This is a genomic window from Senegalimassilia sp. (assembly GCF_977052095.1).
Genome location: NZ_CDRSTZ010000046.1, coordinates 1 through 16885 on the forward strand (window position 1 = coordinate 1; position 16885 = coordinate 16885).

The 16885-nt window shown below is 61.5% G+C and carries 12 protein-coding genes and 1 pseudogene; 11 read left to right on the forward strand and 2 right to left on the reverse strand.

Features of this window, described 5'->3' with window-relative positions; translation table 11 throughout:
- The coding region (locus tag ACWI6D_RS07745; RefSeq protein ID WP_449134264.1) for a TGS domain-containing protein at positions 1-1154 on the forward strand (1154 nt) is incomplete at its 5' end.
- Between the two features lie 45 nt (positions 1155-1199).
- Positions 1200-1859, forward strand: a complete 660-nt coding sequence (locus ACWI6D_RS07750; protein WP_449134265.1) for an MBL fold metallo-hydrolase — start codon at positions 1200-1202, stop codon at positions 1857-1859.
- A 358-nt stretch (positions 1860-2217) separates the two neighbouring features.
- On the opposite strand, the gene ACWI6D_RS07755 is transcribed toward ACWI6D_RS07750, so the two are convergent.
- Complete coding sequence (locus ACWI6D_RS07755; protein WP_449134266.1) at positions 2218-3456, reverse strand: MFS transporter; 1239 nt, start codon at positions 3454-3456, stop codon at positions 2218-2220.
- Between the two features lie 186 nt (positions 3457-3642).
- Between ACWI6D_RS07755 and ACWI6D_RS07760 the strand changes: the two genes are divergently transcribed.
- The 8 genes from ACWI6D_RS07760 (at position 3643) to ACWI6D_RS07795 (ending at position 13317) form a co-directional block, all read left to right on the forward strand.
- Entirely contained in the window at positions 3643-4599 is a 957-nt protein-coding gene (locus ACWI6D_RS07760; protein ID WP_449134267.1) for a zinc dependent phospholipase C family protein, read from the forward strand.
- A 50-nt stretch (positions 4600-4649) separates the two neighbouring features.
- Positions 4650-5567 (forward strand): trimeric intracellular cation channel family protein, encoded by a 918-nt coding sequence (locus tag ACWI6D_RS07765; RefSeq protein ID WP_449134268.1) that lies wholly within the window; start codon positions 4650-4652, stop codon positions 5565-5567.
- Between the two features lie 219 nt (positions 5568-5786).
- Entirely contained in the window at positions 5787-6416 is a 630-nt protein-coding gene (locus ACWI6D_RS07770) for a DUF47 domain-containing protein (protein WP_129423295.1), read from the forward strand.
- 379 nt (positions 6417-6795) lie between these two features.
- Complete coding sequence (locus ACWI6D_RS07775; RefSeq protein ID WP_449134269.1) at positions 6796-8127, forward strand: NCS2 family permease; 1332 nt, start codon at positions 6796-6798, stop codon at positions 8125-8127.
- Between the two features lie 237 nt (positions 8128-8364).
- Entirely contained in the window at positions 8365-9645 is a 1281-nt protein-coding gene (locus tag ACWI6D_RS07780; RefSeq protein WP_129423293.1) for an aspartate kinase, read from the forward strand.
- An 8-nt stretch (positions 9646-9653) separates the two neighbouring features.
- Positions 9654-10709, forward strand: coding sequence for an aspartate-semialdehyde dehydrogenase (locus ACWI6D_RS07785; protein ID WP_129423292.1), 1056 nt, complete (start codon positions 9654-9656; stop codon positions 10707-10709).
- 240 nt (positions 10710-10949) lie between these two features.
- Positions 10950-11693 (forward strand): TlyA family RNA methyltransferase, encoded by a 744-nt coding sequence (locus tag ACWI6D_RS07790; RefSeq protein ID WP_449134270.1) that lies wholly within the window; start codon positions 10950-10952, stop codon positions 11691-11693.
- 226 nt (positions 11694-11919) lie between these two features.
- On the forward strand, positions 11920-13317 hold the full coding sequence (locus tag ACWI6D_RS07795; protein WP_449134271.1) for an ATP-binding protein: 1398 nt from the start codon (positions 11920-11922) through the stop codon (positions 13315-13317).
- Between the two features lie 172 nt (positions 13318-13489).
- Here ACWI6D_RS07795 and ACWI6D_RS07800 read toward each other — a convergent pair whose 3' ends face one another.
- Entirely contained in the window at positions 13490-15574 is a 2085-nt protein-coding gene (locus ACWI6D_RS07800; protein WP_449134272.1) for a molybdopterin-containing oxidoreductase family protein, read from the reverse strand.
- A gap of 434 nt (positions 15575-16008) precedes the next feature.
- Between ACWI6D_RS07800 and ACWI6D_RS07805 the strand changes: the two are divergent.
- Positions 16009-16885, forward strand: a pseudogene (locus tag ACWI6D_RS07805) (hypothetical protein); the annotation flags it as partial.

Consider the following 16885-nt stretch of genomic DNA (forward strand, 5'->3'; position numbering starts at 1 on the left):
AGATGGTGGACTGGCAGGACGAGACGCACGATTCGCGCGAGTTCCTGAAGGACCTGAAGGTGGACCTGGCGCCTACCGAGGTGTTCGTGTTCACGCCGAAGGGCGAGGCCATGAGCCTGCGCGCCGGCTCCACGCCTGTGGACTTCGCCTACGCCATCCACACCGAGGTGGGCAACCACTGCGTGGGCGCGAAGGTCAACGGCGCCATTGTGCCGCTGGCCTACGAGCTGCAGCTGGGCGACCGCGTGGAAATCCTTACGCAGAAGTCGGCAAGCCCCAGCCGCGACTGGCTGAACATCGTGAAAACGCCGTCGGCGCGCAACAAGATCCGCTCGTATTTCAGTAAGGTCAGCCGTGCTGACGACCTGCTGAACGGCCGCGACAAGCTGGGCCGCGAAATGCGCAAGCACGGGCTGGGCATCTCGAACGCCCGCTCGGAGCGCGCGCTGCGCACCGTGGCCGACCACATGGGCTACAAAGACGCCGACGACATGCTGGTGAACATCGGCACCAGCAAGGAAAGCGTACAGTCGGTGGCAAACCGCCTGCTCACCGAGTTGGGCAAGAAAACCGACGAACAGCCCGACCCGCTGAACCTTGCCGCCGAGGCCATGACCACGGGCAAGCTGCCGCCAATGCTCACGCTGGTGAACAAGCCGAAGAAGCAGCAGACGAAAAGCTCGAACGGCGTGGTGGTGGAAGGCGTGGAGGGCGCGCTCGTGCGCCTGTCGCGCTGCTGCAACCCCGTGCCGGGCGACGAGATCATCGGCTTCGTCACGCGCGGGCGCGGCGTGTCGGTGCATCGTCGCGACTGCCCGAACGCCAAGGAGCTGATGGCGCAGCCCGAGCGCATCATGAAGGTGCGCTGGGAAAGCGATTTGCCGAAGAACACGTCGTTCAAGGTGGAGGTGTACATCGAGGCGCTCGACCGCCTGCGCTTGCTGTCCGACGTGGTGGGCGTGCTGTCCGACATGGGCGCGAACGTGCTGTCGTCGAACACGGTGTCGCATCGCGATGGCATGGTGGAGATGCGATTTTTGTTCCAGGTCAGCGACATCACGCACATCGACATCATCTTAAGCAAGCTCAAGGGGCTTGAAGGCGTGTTCGATGCGCGCCGCATGGTGCCGAAAGTGGGTGCGCCGTCGAACTAACGGCGGGTGTACGCTGTTTGATGCTTCTCTGGAAAGGGGAACAACGTGGCTTATAAGGTTAAGGGAACGTGCGTGGACGTGTCGTTCGTGGTGCTGGGCGCTATCGAGAACAACGTGTACTTCGTAACGGACGGGGTGTCTACCATCGTGGTGGACCCGTCGTGCAAGCCCGACGTGATCATGGAGGCGCTTGGCGGGCGCAAGCTGGACGCCATTGTGCTGACGCACCGCCATTTCGACCACGTGGGCGCCGCGGCCGAGCTGCGCCGCCGCACGGGCGCTACCGTCATCGCATCGGCCATCGATGCCGACACCATCGAGGGCAAAAAGCCCGTGTCGCGCATGGAGCGTCCGTTCGAGCCGTGCCCGGTCGACCATCGCGTGAACCACGGCGACGTGCTGAAGATCGGCAACATGCCATGGAAGGTCATCATGACGCCTGGCCACACGGAAGGCAGCATGTGCCTGTTCCTGGACCCGCAGTTCGGCGACCATCCGGAAGCGAAGCCCGTGCTTATTGCAGGCGACACGCTGTTCTGCGGTTCCATCGGCCGCACGGACTTCGAGGGCGGCAGCATGTCGGCCATGCGCAAGTCGCTCAAACGCCTGGCCGCGCTGCCCGATGACACCGTAGTCCTCCCCGGCCACGGCAGCCTCACCACCATAGCCGGCGAACGCCGCCGAGTGTTCGCGTTCTACGCATAGTTGGTTCCGTTTGCCTGCCGGCAAACGGATTTACTCGACGCTGTGGCCGCCTGCGGCACGCCGTCTTCGCACATTCCCGAATGCTTGCGTACCGAAGAACGCGACGCCTTCGCGAACCCGCGAAGACGACGCACCACAGACGCCCTCGCTGACTTTGGTGGACCTGGGATGTTTAAAATTTCCAACTGGGAAAATGCCCAGGTCAAATTCGTAGGGTCGAGCGAAAGCTCAACCCGCACAAAGAAGCGCCGACGGCGCGCCACCATCTTTTCCGACGGTGGCGCGCCTTCGAAAATTTGTGGCGCGCTTCGCGCTTTCTATTTAGTGGGACAAAGAGACAGTCCCTTTGTCCCACTCTTTACTCCGCTTCGCCTTCGGGCATCTTCCACAGCAGCACGAAGCCGATGACGAACAGCACGGCCACGCTGAGCACGCCGTAAGAGCTAGAGCCTGTGACCTGGGTGAACACGCTTACCAGCAGCGTGCCCATGATGGTGGCGTACTTGCCGAAGATGTCGAAGAAGCCGTAGTACTCGTTCGCGTGCTCCTTCGGGATAAGCTTGCCGAACTCGCTGCGCGACAGCGCTTGGATGCCGCCTTGGAACAGGCCCACGCACACGGCCAGCACCCAGAACTCAGCGGCCGAGCGTAGGAAGAACGCCGCGAACAGCGTGATGCAGAAATACGCGAACACGGCCACCAGCAGCAGCTTCTTCGTGCCGAAGCGCCCGGCCAAGCGGCCATAGGCAATGGCGGAGGGAAACGCCACGAACTGCGTCAGCAAAAGCGCCAGCACCAGCTGCGTGGAATCGATGCCAAGATCGGTGCCGTAGCTGGTGGACATGGTGATGATGGTGTGCACGCCGTCGATGTAGAAGAAGAACGCCAGCATGTACATGAGCAGGCGCTTGTCGTGTGCAATCTTCTTGCACGTGCCCACCAGGCCCGCGAGCGTGCGGCGGAACAGGTGAGACTCGCGCGGCTTGAAGTGCGTTTGGTGCACATCGCGCCAGATGGGCACGGAAAACGCCACCCACCACGCGGCCGTGATCACAAACGAGATGCGGATGCCGTCAAGCTGGTTGATGCCCACCGAGCTGCCGAACAGCACGATGACCAGGCACGCGATGAACGGGATGCACGACCCGATGTAGCCCCACGCATAGCCCTGCGACGACACCTCGTCGTAGCGGTCTTGCTCGGTGGCGTCCACCAAAAACGCATCGTAAAACACCATGGACGCGTTCAGCATCACCGACGAGAACACGTACAGCACCAAAAACACCATGGCGTCGTCGGGTACGCCCATAACGGCAAGCGACACGGCGCCGGTGCCGATGGTGCCAGCCAAAAACTTCTTCTTGTTGCCCTTCAGGTCGGCCAAGCTGCCTAAAAACGGCATAAGCAGCGCCAGCACCAGCGAGGCCACGGTGGTTGCATAGCCCCAGGCCACCACCGCAGAAGAGCCCGGGTCGGCAATGGCGGCGAAATAGATGGGAATCAACGTGGCCGACAGCATAACGTAAGCGGAATTGCCCACGTCGTACAGCACCCAGCTGCGCTCGCGTTTCGACAGGCTGCGAAGGCCGAATCCCATGGTTGCTCCTTATTCTTGCTGCACGCTTTGCGCACCGAAGCGAAGGCGGCGGCGAAGCAGCGTCGGCTTTCGCCGATTTGTGCATGTCCGTTAAACGCCGCGGCGCGACGCGCACCTCATTGTATATGATGGCTATAATCATCCACGTAAAATGAATGTCAGACACACGAGAAACGGGGACACGGAATGCCTGCGATCATCACCCACGATTTCTTCGGCCGCGACGTCTACGATTGCCTGTTTCAGACCATTGGCGGCTCGCGCGACGAAGCCGACGCGTTCTTGCTGGGAAACCAGGGCCCCGACCCGCTGTTCTACGCTGTGGCAAGCCTGCGCATCACCCAGTACCACAAGCTGGGCAACACCATGCATTCGTCGAAACCCGCCGAGCTTTTGGCCGCGTTCAAGGAATCGCTTGATGTGCTTGACGAGGAAGAGCAGGCCGTTGGCCGCGCCTATGCGCTGGGCTTTCTGTGCCACTATGCGCTTGATTCCACCATGCACCCGCTGGTGTACTGCAACGAATACGCCCTGTGCGATGCCGGCGAGCCCGGCCTGACGCGTGACGACGGCAGCGAGGTGCACGGCGTCATCGAAAGCGAATTCGACGAGATGGTGCTGTTCACCAAGCGCGGCGACACCATCGCCACGTTCAACCCCTCGCGCGAGATTCTGCACGCCAGCCCGTTCGTGCTGCGCGCCGTGTCGAAGATGTACGCCTATGTGGCTCTGAACGTGTACGGCGAAATCGTGCCGTCGAACCTGTTCGACCTGTCCGTGCGGTGCTTCCGCCGCGTGCAGGCGCTGTTCTATTCGCCATCGGGCATGAAGCGCGATGTCATCGGCCGCGTGGAGCGCGTGATGCGCCCGCATTCGTTCTATCAATCCATGAGCCACCGCGCCATCGAGTCGACCGAAAGCGTGTTCGCCAACCACGAGCGCGCCCCCTGGACGAACCCGTTCACCGGCGATGTGCGCACCACCAGCTTCTGGGATCTGTTCGAGCAGGCGCAGGGCAAGGCCAAAACGCTTATCGCCGCGTTCGACCAGCCCGGCTATACCGTGGAGAAAACGCGCGAACTGACCGGTGAGCTGGACTTTTCCGGCAAGCCTACGCAGGCGCAGGTCCTGGCGGTCGACTAGCTTCGCTGCCAGAAGCTTTCCGTAAACGCGAGTAAGGCGAAAGGGCTTTCATGCTTGAAACCGCTCTGGCTATCCCGTATTGGCTCGAGCTTGCCGCTACCATCGCCGGCGCCGTGTTCGGGGCGTTAAGCGCCGTGCGCGCCCGCTACGACATCTTCGGCGTGTGCTGCATTGCCATCGTCGTTGGCTTGGCGGGCGGCATCATGCGCGACGTCCTGCTGCAAGATTACGGCATTTACGCATTTCAGAAGCCGAATCTGATCATCGCATGCGTCATCACGGGCGTGGCGGTGTTCTATTTCGGCAAGCTCATCACGTACTTCGACCCGTTTGTGGACTTCCTGGACAACCTGTCGGTGGCGCTGTGGGCCGTTATCGGCACGGGCAAGGCGCTGTCGGCCGGGCTTGACATCGTGCCGGCCGTTATCCTGGGCACCATCACGGCAAACGGCGGCGGTATCGTGCGCGACATCTGCATGAACCGCGAGCCCGAGGCGTTTCAGGCGGGCACGGTGTACGTGTCGGCGGCGCTTATCGGCGCGCTGGCGTTCGCGCTTATGAAGCAGAACCACCTGTTCGACCAATACGCGGCCATCACGTGCGTGGTGCTGGTGCTGGGTATTCGCTATGCGGCGCTGAAGTTCGGCTGGCGCACGCGTCCGGCGCGCGACTACTCCGATGCCGTCACGCAAGCAGTGGCCAAGCCCGTCAAGCACGTGGTGTCGCGCGTGCGCACGCACCGTCGTCCCAGCCGCGCGGCGCAGACGACGGGCCTGACGGGCAAGATTCCGCCGGTAACGGCGAAGGGCGTGACGGGCAGCATGCCGCCGATTTCTTCCGGCAGCCCCTCGAATACGGGCAGCATGGCCGCCGTTAGCGTGCCAAGCGGCGTCACCAGCACCGATGGCGAGAACGTCTACTATCCCGAAAGCGACGACCAGCCCACGCGCCCCGAAAGCGAAACGTAAGGGCGCCCCGGCGGGCGCCGTGCATGCTGCCCGCGCGTGAAACCCAACGTCAATGCGCCGTTCGTTGCATTGAGCGCCCGCTTAAGATTACGGGATGTTTACGGATGTCGTGAATCGTGGGCAAGCGGTCGATTTCGCGTTTTCCCCACGTCAACATGCGTTACACTGGGAACCCGCGTGTGGAAGCGTGCAGTGCACTTGTTCTCAAAAGGAGACCCAATGGGTAAGAAGCACAAGTTCGATTATTTTGACGCGTTCGAGAAGCACTCGAAGCTGGCCGTGGCTGAGGCTAAGCTGCTGGTCGAAACGATCGAACAGTTCACGGAAGCGTCCGCGTTGCATGACAACATGCAGAAGGCGCACGAGCTTGAGCACGAGGGCGACCTCATCAACCACGAGATCTTCAAGACGGTTGCCACCGACTTCATCACGCCGGTCGACCGTGAGGACATCATCGAGATGTCGCAAGCGCTCGACGATATCGTCGACGACATCGAAGACGTCATGCAGCACTTCTATATGTACGACATCCACTTCATGCATCCGCAGGCCATCGAGTTCGCGAAGCTCATCAAGGGCAGCTGCGAGGCGCTTGACGACGCCATGTGCGACTTCCGCAACTTCAAGAAGTCGAAGAACTTCAAAAGCCTGATCGTGAAGGTGCACGACCACGAAGAGCAGGCCGACCAGCTTTACATCAAGGTCATCCGCCAGCTGCACGTGGAGGATCGCGAGAATCCCATGCGCGTGCTGGTGTGGTCGAAGCTGTTCGACAGCATGGAGGCATGCTGCGATGCGTGCGAGCGCGCGTCCGACGTCATGAGCACCATCATGCTGAAGAACGTGTAGCGGCAAACAGCGAATTGCATTTCCCGGCGAGGGGCGGGCCAGGCGGCCTGCCCCTCGCTTTGCGTTTGGGGGCGGGTAGGGCGAGGCGGGGTGGGGCTGGCGTTGCTTCCGGATGGGCTGCTCGTCTCATTGTCCGCCTGCTGCTGTGCGAACCGGTCTTGTTCGCGCTTGCGTTCGCCACGCTTGCGCGCCGCGCTATCGCGCGGCGTATGCTGCGTGTGATACTCTGCAAGGTGCGTTTTTTCGCGCGGTCGCGCATCCTGCGGGGTGCCCGAGCGCGCAAGTGAACGCTAACGGAAATGCGGGCGCGGGCCATGCGGCCGCAACGGGCGCGCCGCATCCTGCCCGGATGCGGACGGGCATGAGGAGAAGGGGCGGCATGGAAGCGGTTATCGAGCGTTTCTTCAAGGTAAGCGAGCGCGGCAGCTCGCTGGGCACGGAAGTGATGGCGGGCCTTACCACCTTCCTGACCATGGCATACATCGTGGCGGTGAACCCTGCCATGATGGAGGCGGCGGGCATCCCGTTCAACGCGGCGCTTACCGCCACGTGCTTCGGCGCGGCTATCATGACGGCGGCCATGGGCCTTATCGCGAACCGGCCTATCGCGCTGGCGTCGGGCATGGGCATCAACGCCATCGTGGCCTACACGCTGTGCGGTTCGATGGGGCTTGACTGGCGCATTGCCATGGGCGTGGTGTTCCTGGAAGGCGTCATCATCATGGTGCTCGTGCTCATGGGCTTGCGCGAAGCGGTTATGGACGCCATTCCCGTGGCGTTGCGCCAGGCCATCGGCATCGGCATCGGCCTGTTCGTGGCGTTCATCGGCCTGAAGGGCGGCGGCATCCTGGCGGCCGATTCCTCCACGCTTATCACCATGGGCAGCTTGACGTCGCCCGAGGCCATCGTGGCCATCGTGTCCATTGCGCTTGCCATCATATTGACGGTGCGCGGCACGAAAGGCGGCCTGCTCATCTCCATCATCGTGGCCACCGTCGTGGGCATTCCGCTTGGCGTCACGGCGCTGCCCACCGAATTCGACTTCATTCCCGACTTCAGCGCGCTGTGCGCACCGTTCCAGCAGCTGCCCGACGGCGGCGGCATTGCCATTGCGCAGGTGTTTGTGCAGCCCGTGCTGCTTATGTTCGTGTTCAGCCTGCTCATGAGCGACTTCTTCGACACCATGGGCACCATGATGGCCGTTGGCCAGCAGGGCGACTTCGTCGATGAGGACGGCAACGTGAAGAACACGCGCGAGATTCTGCTGGTAGACTCCGTGGGCGCCATTGTCGGCGGCTTCGCAGGCGCAAGCTCCATTACGTCGTTTGCCGAGTCCACGTCGGGCGCGGCGGCGGGCGCGCGCACGGGCGTGTCGAACCTGGTGGTGGCGCTGGCGTTTTTCGTGTGCGCTTTCCTGGCTCCCGTCATCGGCATGGTGTCCAGCTCGGCCACGTGCGGCGCGCTGGTGATCGTGGGCTACCTTATGATGAGCGACATCGGCAAGATCGACTGGGGCAGCCTTGAGGCCGCCATCCCGGCGTTCGTCACCATCATGGGCATCCCGTTCACGTACTCCATCACCAACGGCATCGGCTTCGGCTTCATCACGTACGTGGTGGTGAAGGTCACGCAGGGCCATTGGCGCGACATCAAGCCGCTTATGTGGATCGTGTCGGCGGCATTCTTGGTCACGTTCGTGCTGTTCTCGTAGCGCGGCGCAGGCGGCGCTTGCGGGCTTGCGCTCGGGCGCGAAAAGCCCTGCAGGCCACTGCGTTTCAGACACTTGATGCGCCTGCGTGCGCCATGCGTGTTCGACCGCGGCGCGAACCGTTGGCTAACGCGTACGTTCGCTGTGAAAAAACAACCTCGTAACCACTGTTCAACAAGGTGGATGCGGGGTTGTTTGCTATAGTGACAAACGACTGATAACCGTCCAAAGAGGAAACGCATGTCGCTTATCGTATGCAAATTCGGGGGCACGTCCGTTGCAAGCCCCGAGCGCATCCAAATGGTTGCGAAGAAGCTGATCGCGAAGAAGCAGGCCGGCCACGACGTGGTGGCCGTGGTGTCTGCCATGGGCAAAACCACCGACGAGCTGGTGGGCCTGGCTGCCGCGCTCAACGACAATCCGCCGGCGCGCGAGATGGACCGTCTACTGTCTACGGGCGAGCAGGTGTCCATGTCGCTTCTGGCCATGGCCATCGAAGCGCGCGGCTACAAGGCCATGAGCTTCACCGGCCGTCAAGCCGGCATCGAAACCGACAAGATTCACAACAAGGCGAAGATCGTCATGGTGCACAGCGAGCGCGTGCGCGATGCGCTTGAGCGCGGCGCCATCGCCGTGGTGGCGGGCTTCCAAGGCGTCGACGCCGAGGGCGACATCACCACGCTTGGCCGCGGCGGCTCGGACACCACGGCCGTTGCCGTGGCGCACGGTCTGAACGCCGACGTGTGCGAGATTTATTCCGACGTGGACGGCGTGTATACCGCCGACCCGCGCATTTGCCCGCGCGCGAAGAAGCTCGACGTCATCAACTACGATGACATGCTGGAGCTTTCCGGCTCCGGCGCCGGCGTGCTGCAGATGCGCGCCGTCGAGTTCGCCCGCAAGTACCACGTGGTCATCCATTCCCGTTCGGCGTTTTCCGACGCCGAGGGCACCTACGTCAAGGAGGAAACCGACATGATGGAGGAAGCTGTCATCACCGGCATCGCACACGACACCTCGGAAGTGAAGGTGACCATCCGCGGCGTGCCCGACATGTCCGGCGTGGCAGCGAAGCTGTTCAGCGCGCTGGCGGGCAACCAGGTGAGCGTGGACATGATCATCCAGAACGTGTCCGAAGACGGCATCACCGACATCAGCTTCACGTGCCCCGGCGCCGACAAGAAGCGCGCCTGCGAAACGGTGGAGCGCATCCTGCCCGACATCAACGCGCGCGAGTGCGTGGTGGACGAGGACATCGCGAAGGTCAGCCTGGTTGGCACCGGCATGAAGTCGAGCCCGGGCATCGCCGCGAAGGCGTTCCAAACGCTCGGTGAGAACAACATCAACATCCTGGCTATTTCCACGTCGCCCATTCGCCTGTCCGTCGTGGTGGACGGCGCGCAAACCGCGCAGGCCGTGCGTTGCCTACACACGGCGTTTGGCTTGGACTCCGACAGCGTGTTCGAGGAAACCCAGCTGTCCGCGGAAGAAATCGCCGCCAAAATGAATAAGGGACGATAGGAGAACTTATGGCTTGGACGAAGGTAATGCCGGCTCATCCGGTGGTTGCGGTTTGCGGTGCTACGGGCGCTGTGGGCAACGAGTTTCTGAAGGTGCTTCATGACCTGGATTTTCCTGCGTCGAAGGTTATCGCGCTGGCTTCCGCTCGTTCTGCCGGTAAGAAGCTTCCGTTCGAGGGCTGCGGCCAGGTGCCTGCGGGCGAGCTGACCGTGCAGGAAATGACGCCTGATTCGTTCGAGGGCGTTGACATCGCGCTGTTCTCCGCTGGCGCTTCCGTGTCGAAGGCCATGCGCGAGGCCGTGGTGGCCCACGGCGCCGTCATGATCGACAACTCCAGCGCGTTCCGCATGGAAGAGGACGTGCCGCTGGTGGTGCCCGAGGTGAACCCCGGCGACGTGAGCTGGCACAACGGCGTTATCGCCAACCCGAACTGCTCCACCATCCAGATGGTGGTGGCCCTAAAGCCGCTGTACAACCTGGCGCGCATCAGCCGCGTGGTGGTGTCCACGTACCAGGCCGCATCCGGCGCCGGTGCGCCGGCCATGGCCGAGCTGTACGACCAGACGCGCGAGTTCCTGGACGGTAAGCCCGAGGACGAGCTGACCATCAGCGCGTTTGCGCATCGCATCGCGTTCAACACCATCCCGCACATCGACGTGTTCCTGGACGATGATTCCACGAAGGAAGAGTGGAAGATGGTCGTGGAAACGAAGAAGATCATGGGCGACGACAACATTCAGGTTGCCGCCACCTGCGTGCGCGTGCCCGTGCTGCGCTGCCACGGCGAGTCCATCAACGTCGAGTTCGTCGGCGACGTGCCGCCCGCGGATGCTCGCGAGGCGCTGGCCGCCGCGCCGGGCGTCACCGTTATGGACGACCCTGCGAACAACGTGTACCCCATGCCGGGCCTGCTTGCCGGCACGAACGACACGTACGTCGGCCGCATCCGCCGCGACCCCACGGTCAAGCACGGCCTGGCCATGTGGGTAGTTGCCGACCAGATTCGCAAGGGCGCCGCACTGAACGCCGTGCAGATTGCCCAGCTGCTGCTCCCGCAGGAATAGCGCGCAAATAGGGAACGCCAAACGAAGGCGCCGCCGGTTTTGAGCCGGCGGCGCCTTTTTGCCTTTTGGGAATATCGATGCGGCTGTGTGCGCAGGGTGGCCAAGGTCATTTGACTGGTCGTCGAACTGGGCCGAGCATCTTTCCGTTGGACGTCTTGTGCTAGTGCTGAGCTGCTGGGCGTACGTTCGGGCGTCCGTTTGGGTCGGCTTTGGCTGGTGGCTTTCGCTATAATGGGCGGCATGGTTAAGAAAGCGAAAAAGATTCGGTTGGACGAGTTGCTGGTGGAGCAGGGCACGTTCCCTGACGTCGGCACCGTTTTGCGTGCCGTTTTGGCGCACGAGGTGAAGGTTGACGACGTGTACGTCACCAGCGCTGCCATCAAGGTGGCGCCAGATGCCGACATCGTGGTGAAGGGCCGAAAACAGTTCGTGTCGCGCGGCGGACATAAGCTGCAGGGTGCGCTTGATGCGTTCGAACAGGATGTTTCGGGCATGCGCTGCATGGATATCGGCAGCTCAACGGGCGGGTTTTCCGACTGCCTGTTGCAGGCGGGCGCGGCAAGCGTGGCGTGCGTGGACGTGAACTATGGGCAGTTGGCGTGGAAGCTGCGCCAGGATTCGCGCGTGACGGTGTTCGAGCGTACGAACATCAAGCTGGCCGACCCGGCCGAGCTGGGCGCGCCGTTCGATGTGCTGGTGGCGGACTTGAGCTTCATCGGTTTAGCGGCATTGGCGCCGGTGTTTGCGCGCTTCGCTTCCGCGGGCACTATCTTCATAGGCCTGGTGAAGCCCCAGTTCGAAAGCCAGCACGACGAAACCGATCACGGCATCGTGCGCGATGAGTCCGTGCGCCAACGCACCGTGCAAGAGGTGCGCGATGCGCTTGATGCGGCGGGCTTCACGCCCACCGGCGTGGTGGAAAGCCCCATCACCGGCACCCAAGGCAACGTGGAATACCTGGTAAGGGCCGTGTTTCGGGGGTAGGCGTGTGCTCTGGTATTTCTGATGTGCCGTCGTCGATTTCGCAGCATATTGGCATCGAAATCGACGACGGTGCTTTCATTTCGGGGGTAAGAGCCATGCTCTTCGTGATTGGCTAGCGGATGGTGTGGTCCTTTGCCTGCCTGACGCATCGTAGCGAAACTATTTCTTATAGCTACATATATTATACGTTGCTATAATATATGTAGCTATAAGAAAGGGGCCGAGCATGTTCGTAGGACGCGAGCACGAACTTGGGGTGTTGAACAGGTTGCATGATTCGGGCTCATTCGAGATGCCCGTCATTTACGGAAGGCGTCGTGTCGGCAAAACTCGTCTGATTTCCGAATTCGTGAAGGATAAGCGCGCTATCTACGTGCAGGCTCGCCGCACGAATGCCGAAGCGAACCTTGCGTTGGCTAGCGATGCAATCACCGCATTTGCCGCTGGTGCCCCCATGGGGTCGTTTGGCTCGTTCGACGAGGCCATCGATGCGCTTGCTCGATTGTCTCGGGATGAGCGCCTGGTGTTCGTTATCGACGAGTACCCCTATTTGGCGTACTCGTTCCCCGAGATTTCTTCGCTTTTGCAAGATAAGATCGATCATATGCTCAAGGACGGTACGAAGTTGATGCTCGTGTTGTGCGGGTCGTCGCTTTCGTTCATGGAAGAGCAGGTTCTTGGGTATGAAAGCCCGTTGTACGGAAGACGTACAGCACAGTTGAAGGTTGAGCCATTCGACTTCTTCACGACATTGTTCTGCTGGCCGGGCATGAATCCGGAAAATGCGGCGGTGCTGTATGGTTGCACTGGCGGTATTCCTGCTTATGTCGAGAAGATCGATCCGCGCGACAGCGTGCGCGATAGCATCAAGAAGTTGTTCTTGTCGCCGGATGGCTACCTGTTCGAAGAGCCGGGGAACCTGTTGCTGCAAGAATGCCGTTCGCCCGAGCAGTACGATGCGATTATCCAGGCCATCGCATCGGGAAAATCTCGTTTGAACGAGATTGCGACAACCGCAAAGATTCCCGAAAGCAACACGCGCACGTACTTGCGCAAGCTTGAAAGCTTGGGAATCGTGAAGCGCGAGGCGCCGTTTAAAGAGGCATCGAGTAGGAAGTCGATTTACGCGCTTGCAGATTCGATGTTCCGTTTCTGGTATCGGTTCGTGCCGCGCTATATGTCGCTGATCGCGAACGGGATGGCAGATGTCGTCTACGAGCGGATGGAGCCGCACATTGCCGATTTCATGGGAGGCGTGTTCGAGGATGTATGCATGCAGTATCTGTATGCGCAGGCGAAGGTGGGGCGGTGCGATGTGCTGCCGGTGAACATGGGCCGCTGGTGGGGCAACGACAACAGGACGAAGTCGCAGGAGGAAATCGACATCGTTGTCGACGACGATGAAGGCAACGCCCTGTTCGCGGAATGCAAGTGGCGCAACGAGCCTACGGGTGCGGATGTTGCCGAAAAGTTGGTGTTCAGAAGCGAACTGTTCCGCTACGGGACCAAGCGCTACGTGTTGTTCTCGAAGTCGGGCTTCACGTCAGGTTGCCGGGAATATGCTGCGCAGCGCGGCGATATGGGGCTGCTGACCTTTAACGAGATGTGCGAAAGCTTGCGGTAGGCGCTTTGCTCCCTTAATTGCCTGGTGTTGCATCGAAGGTTGTCTGCGAACACTTCGAAAGCGTACTGGCGAACGCTTGACTTGGCGATATGGATAGCGTAAAAGCAGCGGGCCATCGGCTATGTACCGATGGCCCGCTTTGCTGTTCAGCCTGCGTGGTTTATGGGGGTTGCTATGCCTTGCGAATTCTACAGGGGACGGATTTCAACATGGGGAAGCCGGCGATGCTGTCGCAGAATTCCAGGCTGGTGAGACAGTTCGCGTTGCCTTCGCGCCACGGCTGCGGCATGTAGGTGCTGCCGCCGCCGTGCGGGACGTGGATGGCGCCTTGGGCAGCGCCGCCGATGTGCGCGTAGAAGGGCGCCTGGCCAAACGGCGTTTCGACTACAATAGCATCGCCGTCTGCGATTCCCGCTGTTGAGGCATCGGCCTCGTTTATGTCAACAAGCGGTTTCGGGTCGATGCCTTCTCCGATGGGGGCAAGGTTCGCGCCTAAGCCGCCCATGCGTTTATTGCTGCGTGCACCGGTGGTCATTAGCAGCGGCCACTCATCAGCGCCGAAGCCCGGCAGGTCGCGCACATCTTCAAAATGCGGATAGGGCGTATAGCCAAATTGCTCAAGCGTGGTCGAGCGGATTTCAAACTTGCCTGACGGCGTGGGGAAGCCAGGTTTCCCGTCCGCGCGAAGCTGACCGGTTGCGTATTTCTTGTATGCGCGCGCCGGTGGCGTTGCTGCTTTGAGCGGTGCCACGAATGGGCGTTGCGCGGCAACAAGCCACGAACGCAGTTCGTCTTCGTTGCGGGGGTATTTGTCGCCGAAGCCAAGGCGGTCGGCTAGCTGGCCTAAGATTATCGATTCGTCGCGTGCTTGGCCTATGGTTTCGATAGCGGGATTGGTGAGCACGGGCCCCTCGGGGGTGGGTTGCACGCGAATCATTTCATAGAGCGTTTTGGCCGGCAGCACTACATCGGCGTAGCGCATCTCTTCGCTATAGAAGCGGTCGACTACGATCAGACATTCCAGGCGTTCGTAAGCAGCGCGCCACGTATTGCTGTCAGGGAACGAAACCGCAGGCGATCCGCCTACGACAAGAAGACCGCGTACGGGGTAGGGGTCGTCGTCAAGCACGGCGTGCGGGAACTGCCCGAATAGCGCCATGCCTGCAAGTCCGAAGTACAGCGGGTATTTCGCTGCGCCTAAAGGCGTGTTCTCTTCGGGAACAGGGTGAACGGGTTGCGTCGGCTGGCCCCAAGCGTTTAGGTAGATGCCGCCTTCGACGTCGAGCTTTCCGGTGATGGCCCACAGCACGTATTGCGCGCGAATGTTTTGCACGGCCGACAAGGCGTATTCCAGGCCGGTATAGGACACCAGCGATGCCTTCTGCGTGCCGCAGAACTCATCGGTGAGCTTACGAATATCGGCAACGGGGACGCCGCAGATGGTGCCGAGCTTTTCGAGCTCAAGCGTTGCCAGGTAGGCGGCGAACTCTTCGAAGCCTTGTGTCCAGTTGCGCACAAATTCGGTGTCGTAGCGGTTTTCTTCCACGATGATTTTGCACATGGCAAGCGCCAGCGCGCCGTCGGTACCGGGCAGAATGGGAATCCACCAGTCCGCGATCTGCCCCAAGCCCTCAAGGCGCGGGTCGATGACGATGAGTTTTGCGCCGCGCGCCTGCGCTTGTTGAATCTGCGCGAGCATGACCTGGGGGCCATCATCGGTAGCGGAGTTTTTGCCCCATGAGATGACGAGGTCGCTGTTGGGAACGTCTTGAATCTGCTTCATCGTCGGCACGCCAAGCGTGAGCGCCGGAGCAATGGTGCTTGATACCAGGTTGCAGATTGAGCCGCAGTTGCAGTCGTTCGGCGAGCCGATGTTGCGCAGGAATGCTTCAGGTCCCGACGACATGCCCATGACCGGGCTGAACAGCACGCCGCGGCCGAAATATGATGCCATGGCGCGGGCGCCGTGGCGTTGCGTTGCTTCTTTGATGAGATTCGCGGCATGGTCAAGCGCCTCATCCCATGTTGCTTCGCGCAGCTCGCCCATGCCGCGGACGCCGTTGCGAATAAGGGGCGTTTTCACACGTTGTTCGCCATAAATGAATTTCGGTACCAGCGCGCCGCGCGGGCACAGGCGAGCGCGCGGCGATTGGCTGTTCGGCTTAACGGCGGTGAGCACGCCATCCTCAAGCGTGATGGTAACTTGGCAGCCACCTTGGCAAAAACCGCAGGTGACATCCTTGGTTTCTGTTGCCATGAATCCCTCGTTTCTGTTGTATTCGTTTGTTTGAAAGTAGAGATGTGCCGCGCTGGGAGCGGCGAAGAAACTGGCGCGCAAAGGCGCCGGAAGCTGAGCAGAAATGGCTTCGTAAGGGCACTCGTCAAGCCTTGAAGCCTCAGCCGAAACTCATGATAAAACGGTGCGTAATTGTGTCAATATTCGCGTTTGAGGGATATCGAGACGGCGGGCGAGCGGTGGCGCTGGCGTGGCGCTTCCGGTGTCGTGCGGTGTTGCGCGGGAGGTGGGTCGAGAACACCATTTGTTTCCCCATGTTTCGGAACGCGAACGTTTCTGTTTCCGGCTGGTTAAGCGGCGGGGCGGAAACGGTCCTGTAACACGTGGCCTGCACCATAGTGAGCGGGCCGTCCTGACGTTCGGGCGGTCGTGAGATTGCAGACGAAGGACCGCATATGAACGCTGAACTTACCGAAACCGCCGTAGACGCCCGCCGAACCGGTGCGGCTGCTGCTGGCATTGGCGCGCAATGCGCGAATGTTATCCCTGGTCAGGCGCGTGGCGCGGCGGTGAAGGCCGCTACTTGCCGTGAGAGGGGCCTGTACCGCAGCTCCTACGAGCACGATGCGTGCGGCATCGGCGCGCTGGCGCACCTCAAGGGCGTGCGCAGTCATGCCATGCTCGATGACGCGCTGTCGGTGCTGGTGAACCTGGAGCACCGCGGCGGCACGGGCCTGGAGCGCAACACCGGCGACGGCGCGGGCGTGCTGTTCCAGATTCCGCACCGCTTCTTTCGCAAGGAAGCCCAGAAGGAAGGCCAGCTTTTGCCCGACGAGGGCGATTACGGCGTGGCCATGCTGTTCTTCCCACACGACGACCCCACGGGCGTCCGCGATGCGAAGCGCGTGTTCGAGGAGGGGTGCGCGAAGTGCGGCATCCCGCTGATGTTCTGGCGCGAGGTGCCGGTGGATCCGCATGACCTGGGGCAAACCGCGCAGGCGTGCATGCCCACCATCATGCAGGCGTTCCTGCGCCGCCCGGCAGACGTTGACGCAGGTCAGGACTTCGAGCGCAAGCTGTACGTGTGCCGCCGCACCATCGAGCGCGCCGCGGACGCCAGCCCGGCGCTTGCGGGCAAGATCTTCTACGTGTGCTCCATGTCCAGCCGCACCATCGTGTACAAGGGCATGCTGGTGGCCACGCAGATGCGCCGCTTCTTCATCGACCTGAACGACGCCGCGGTGGAAACGTCGCTGGCGCTGGTGCATTCGCGCTATTCCACGAACACGACGCCCAGCTGGGAGCGTGCGCACCCGAACCGTTACATCATCC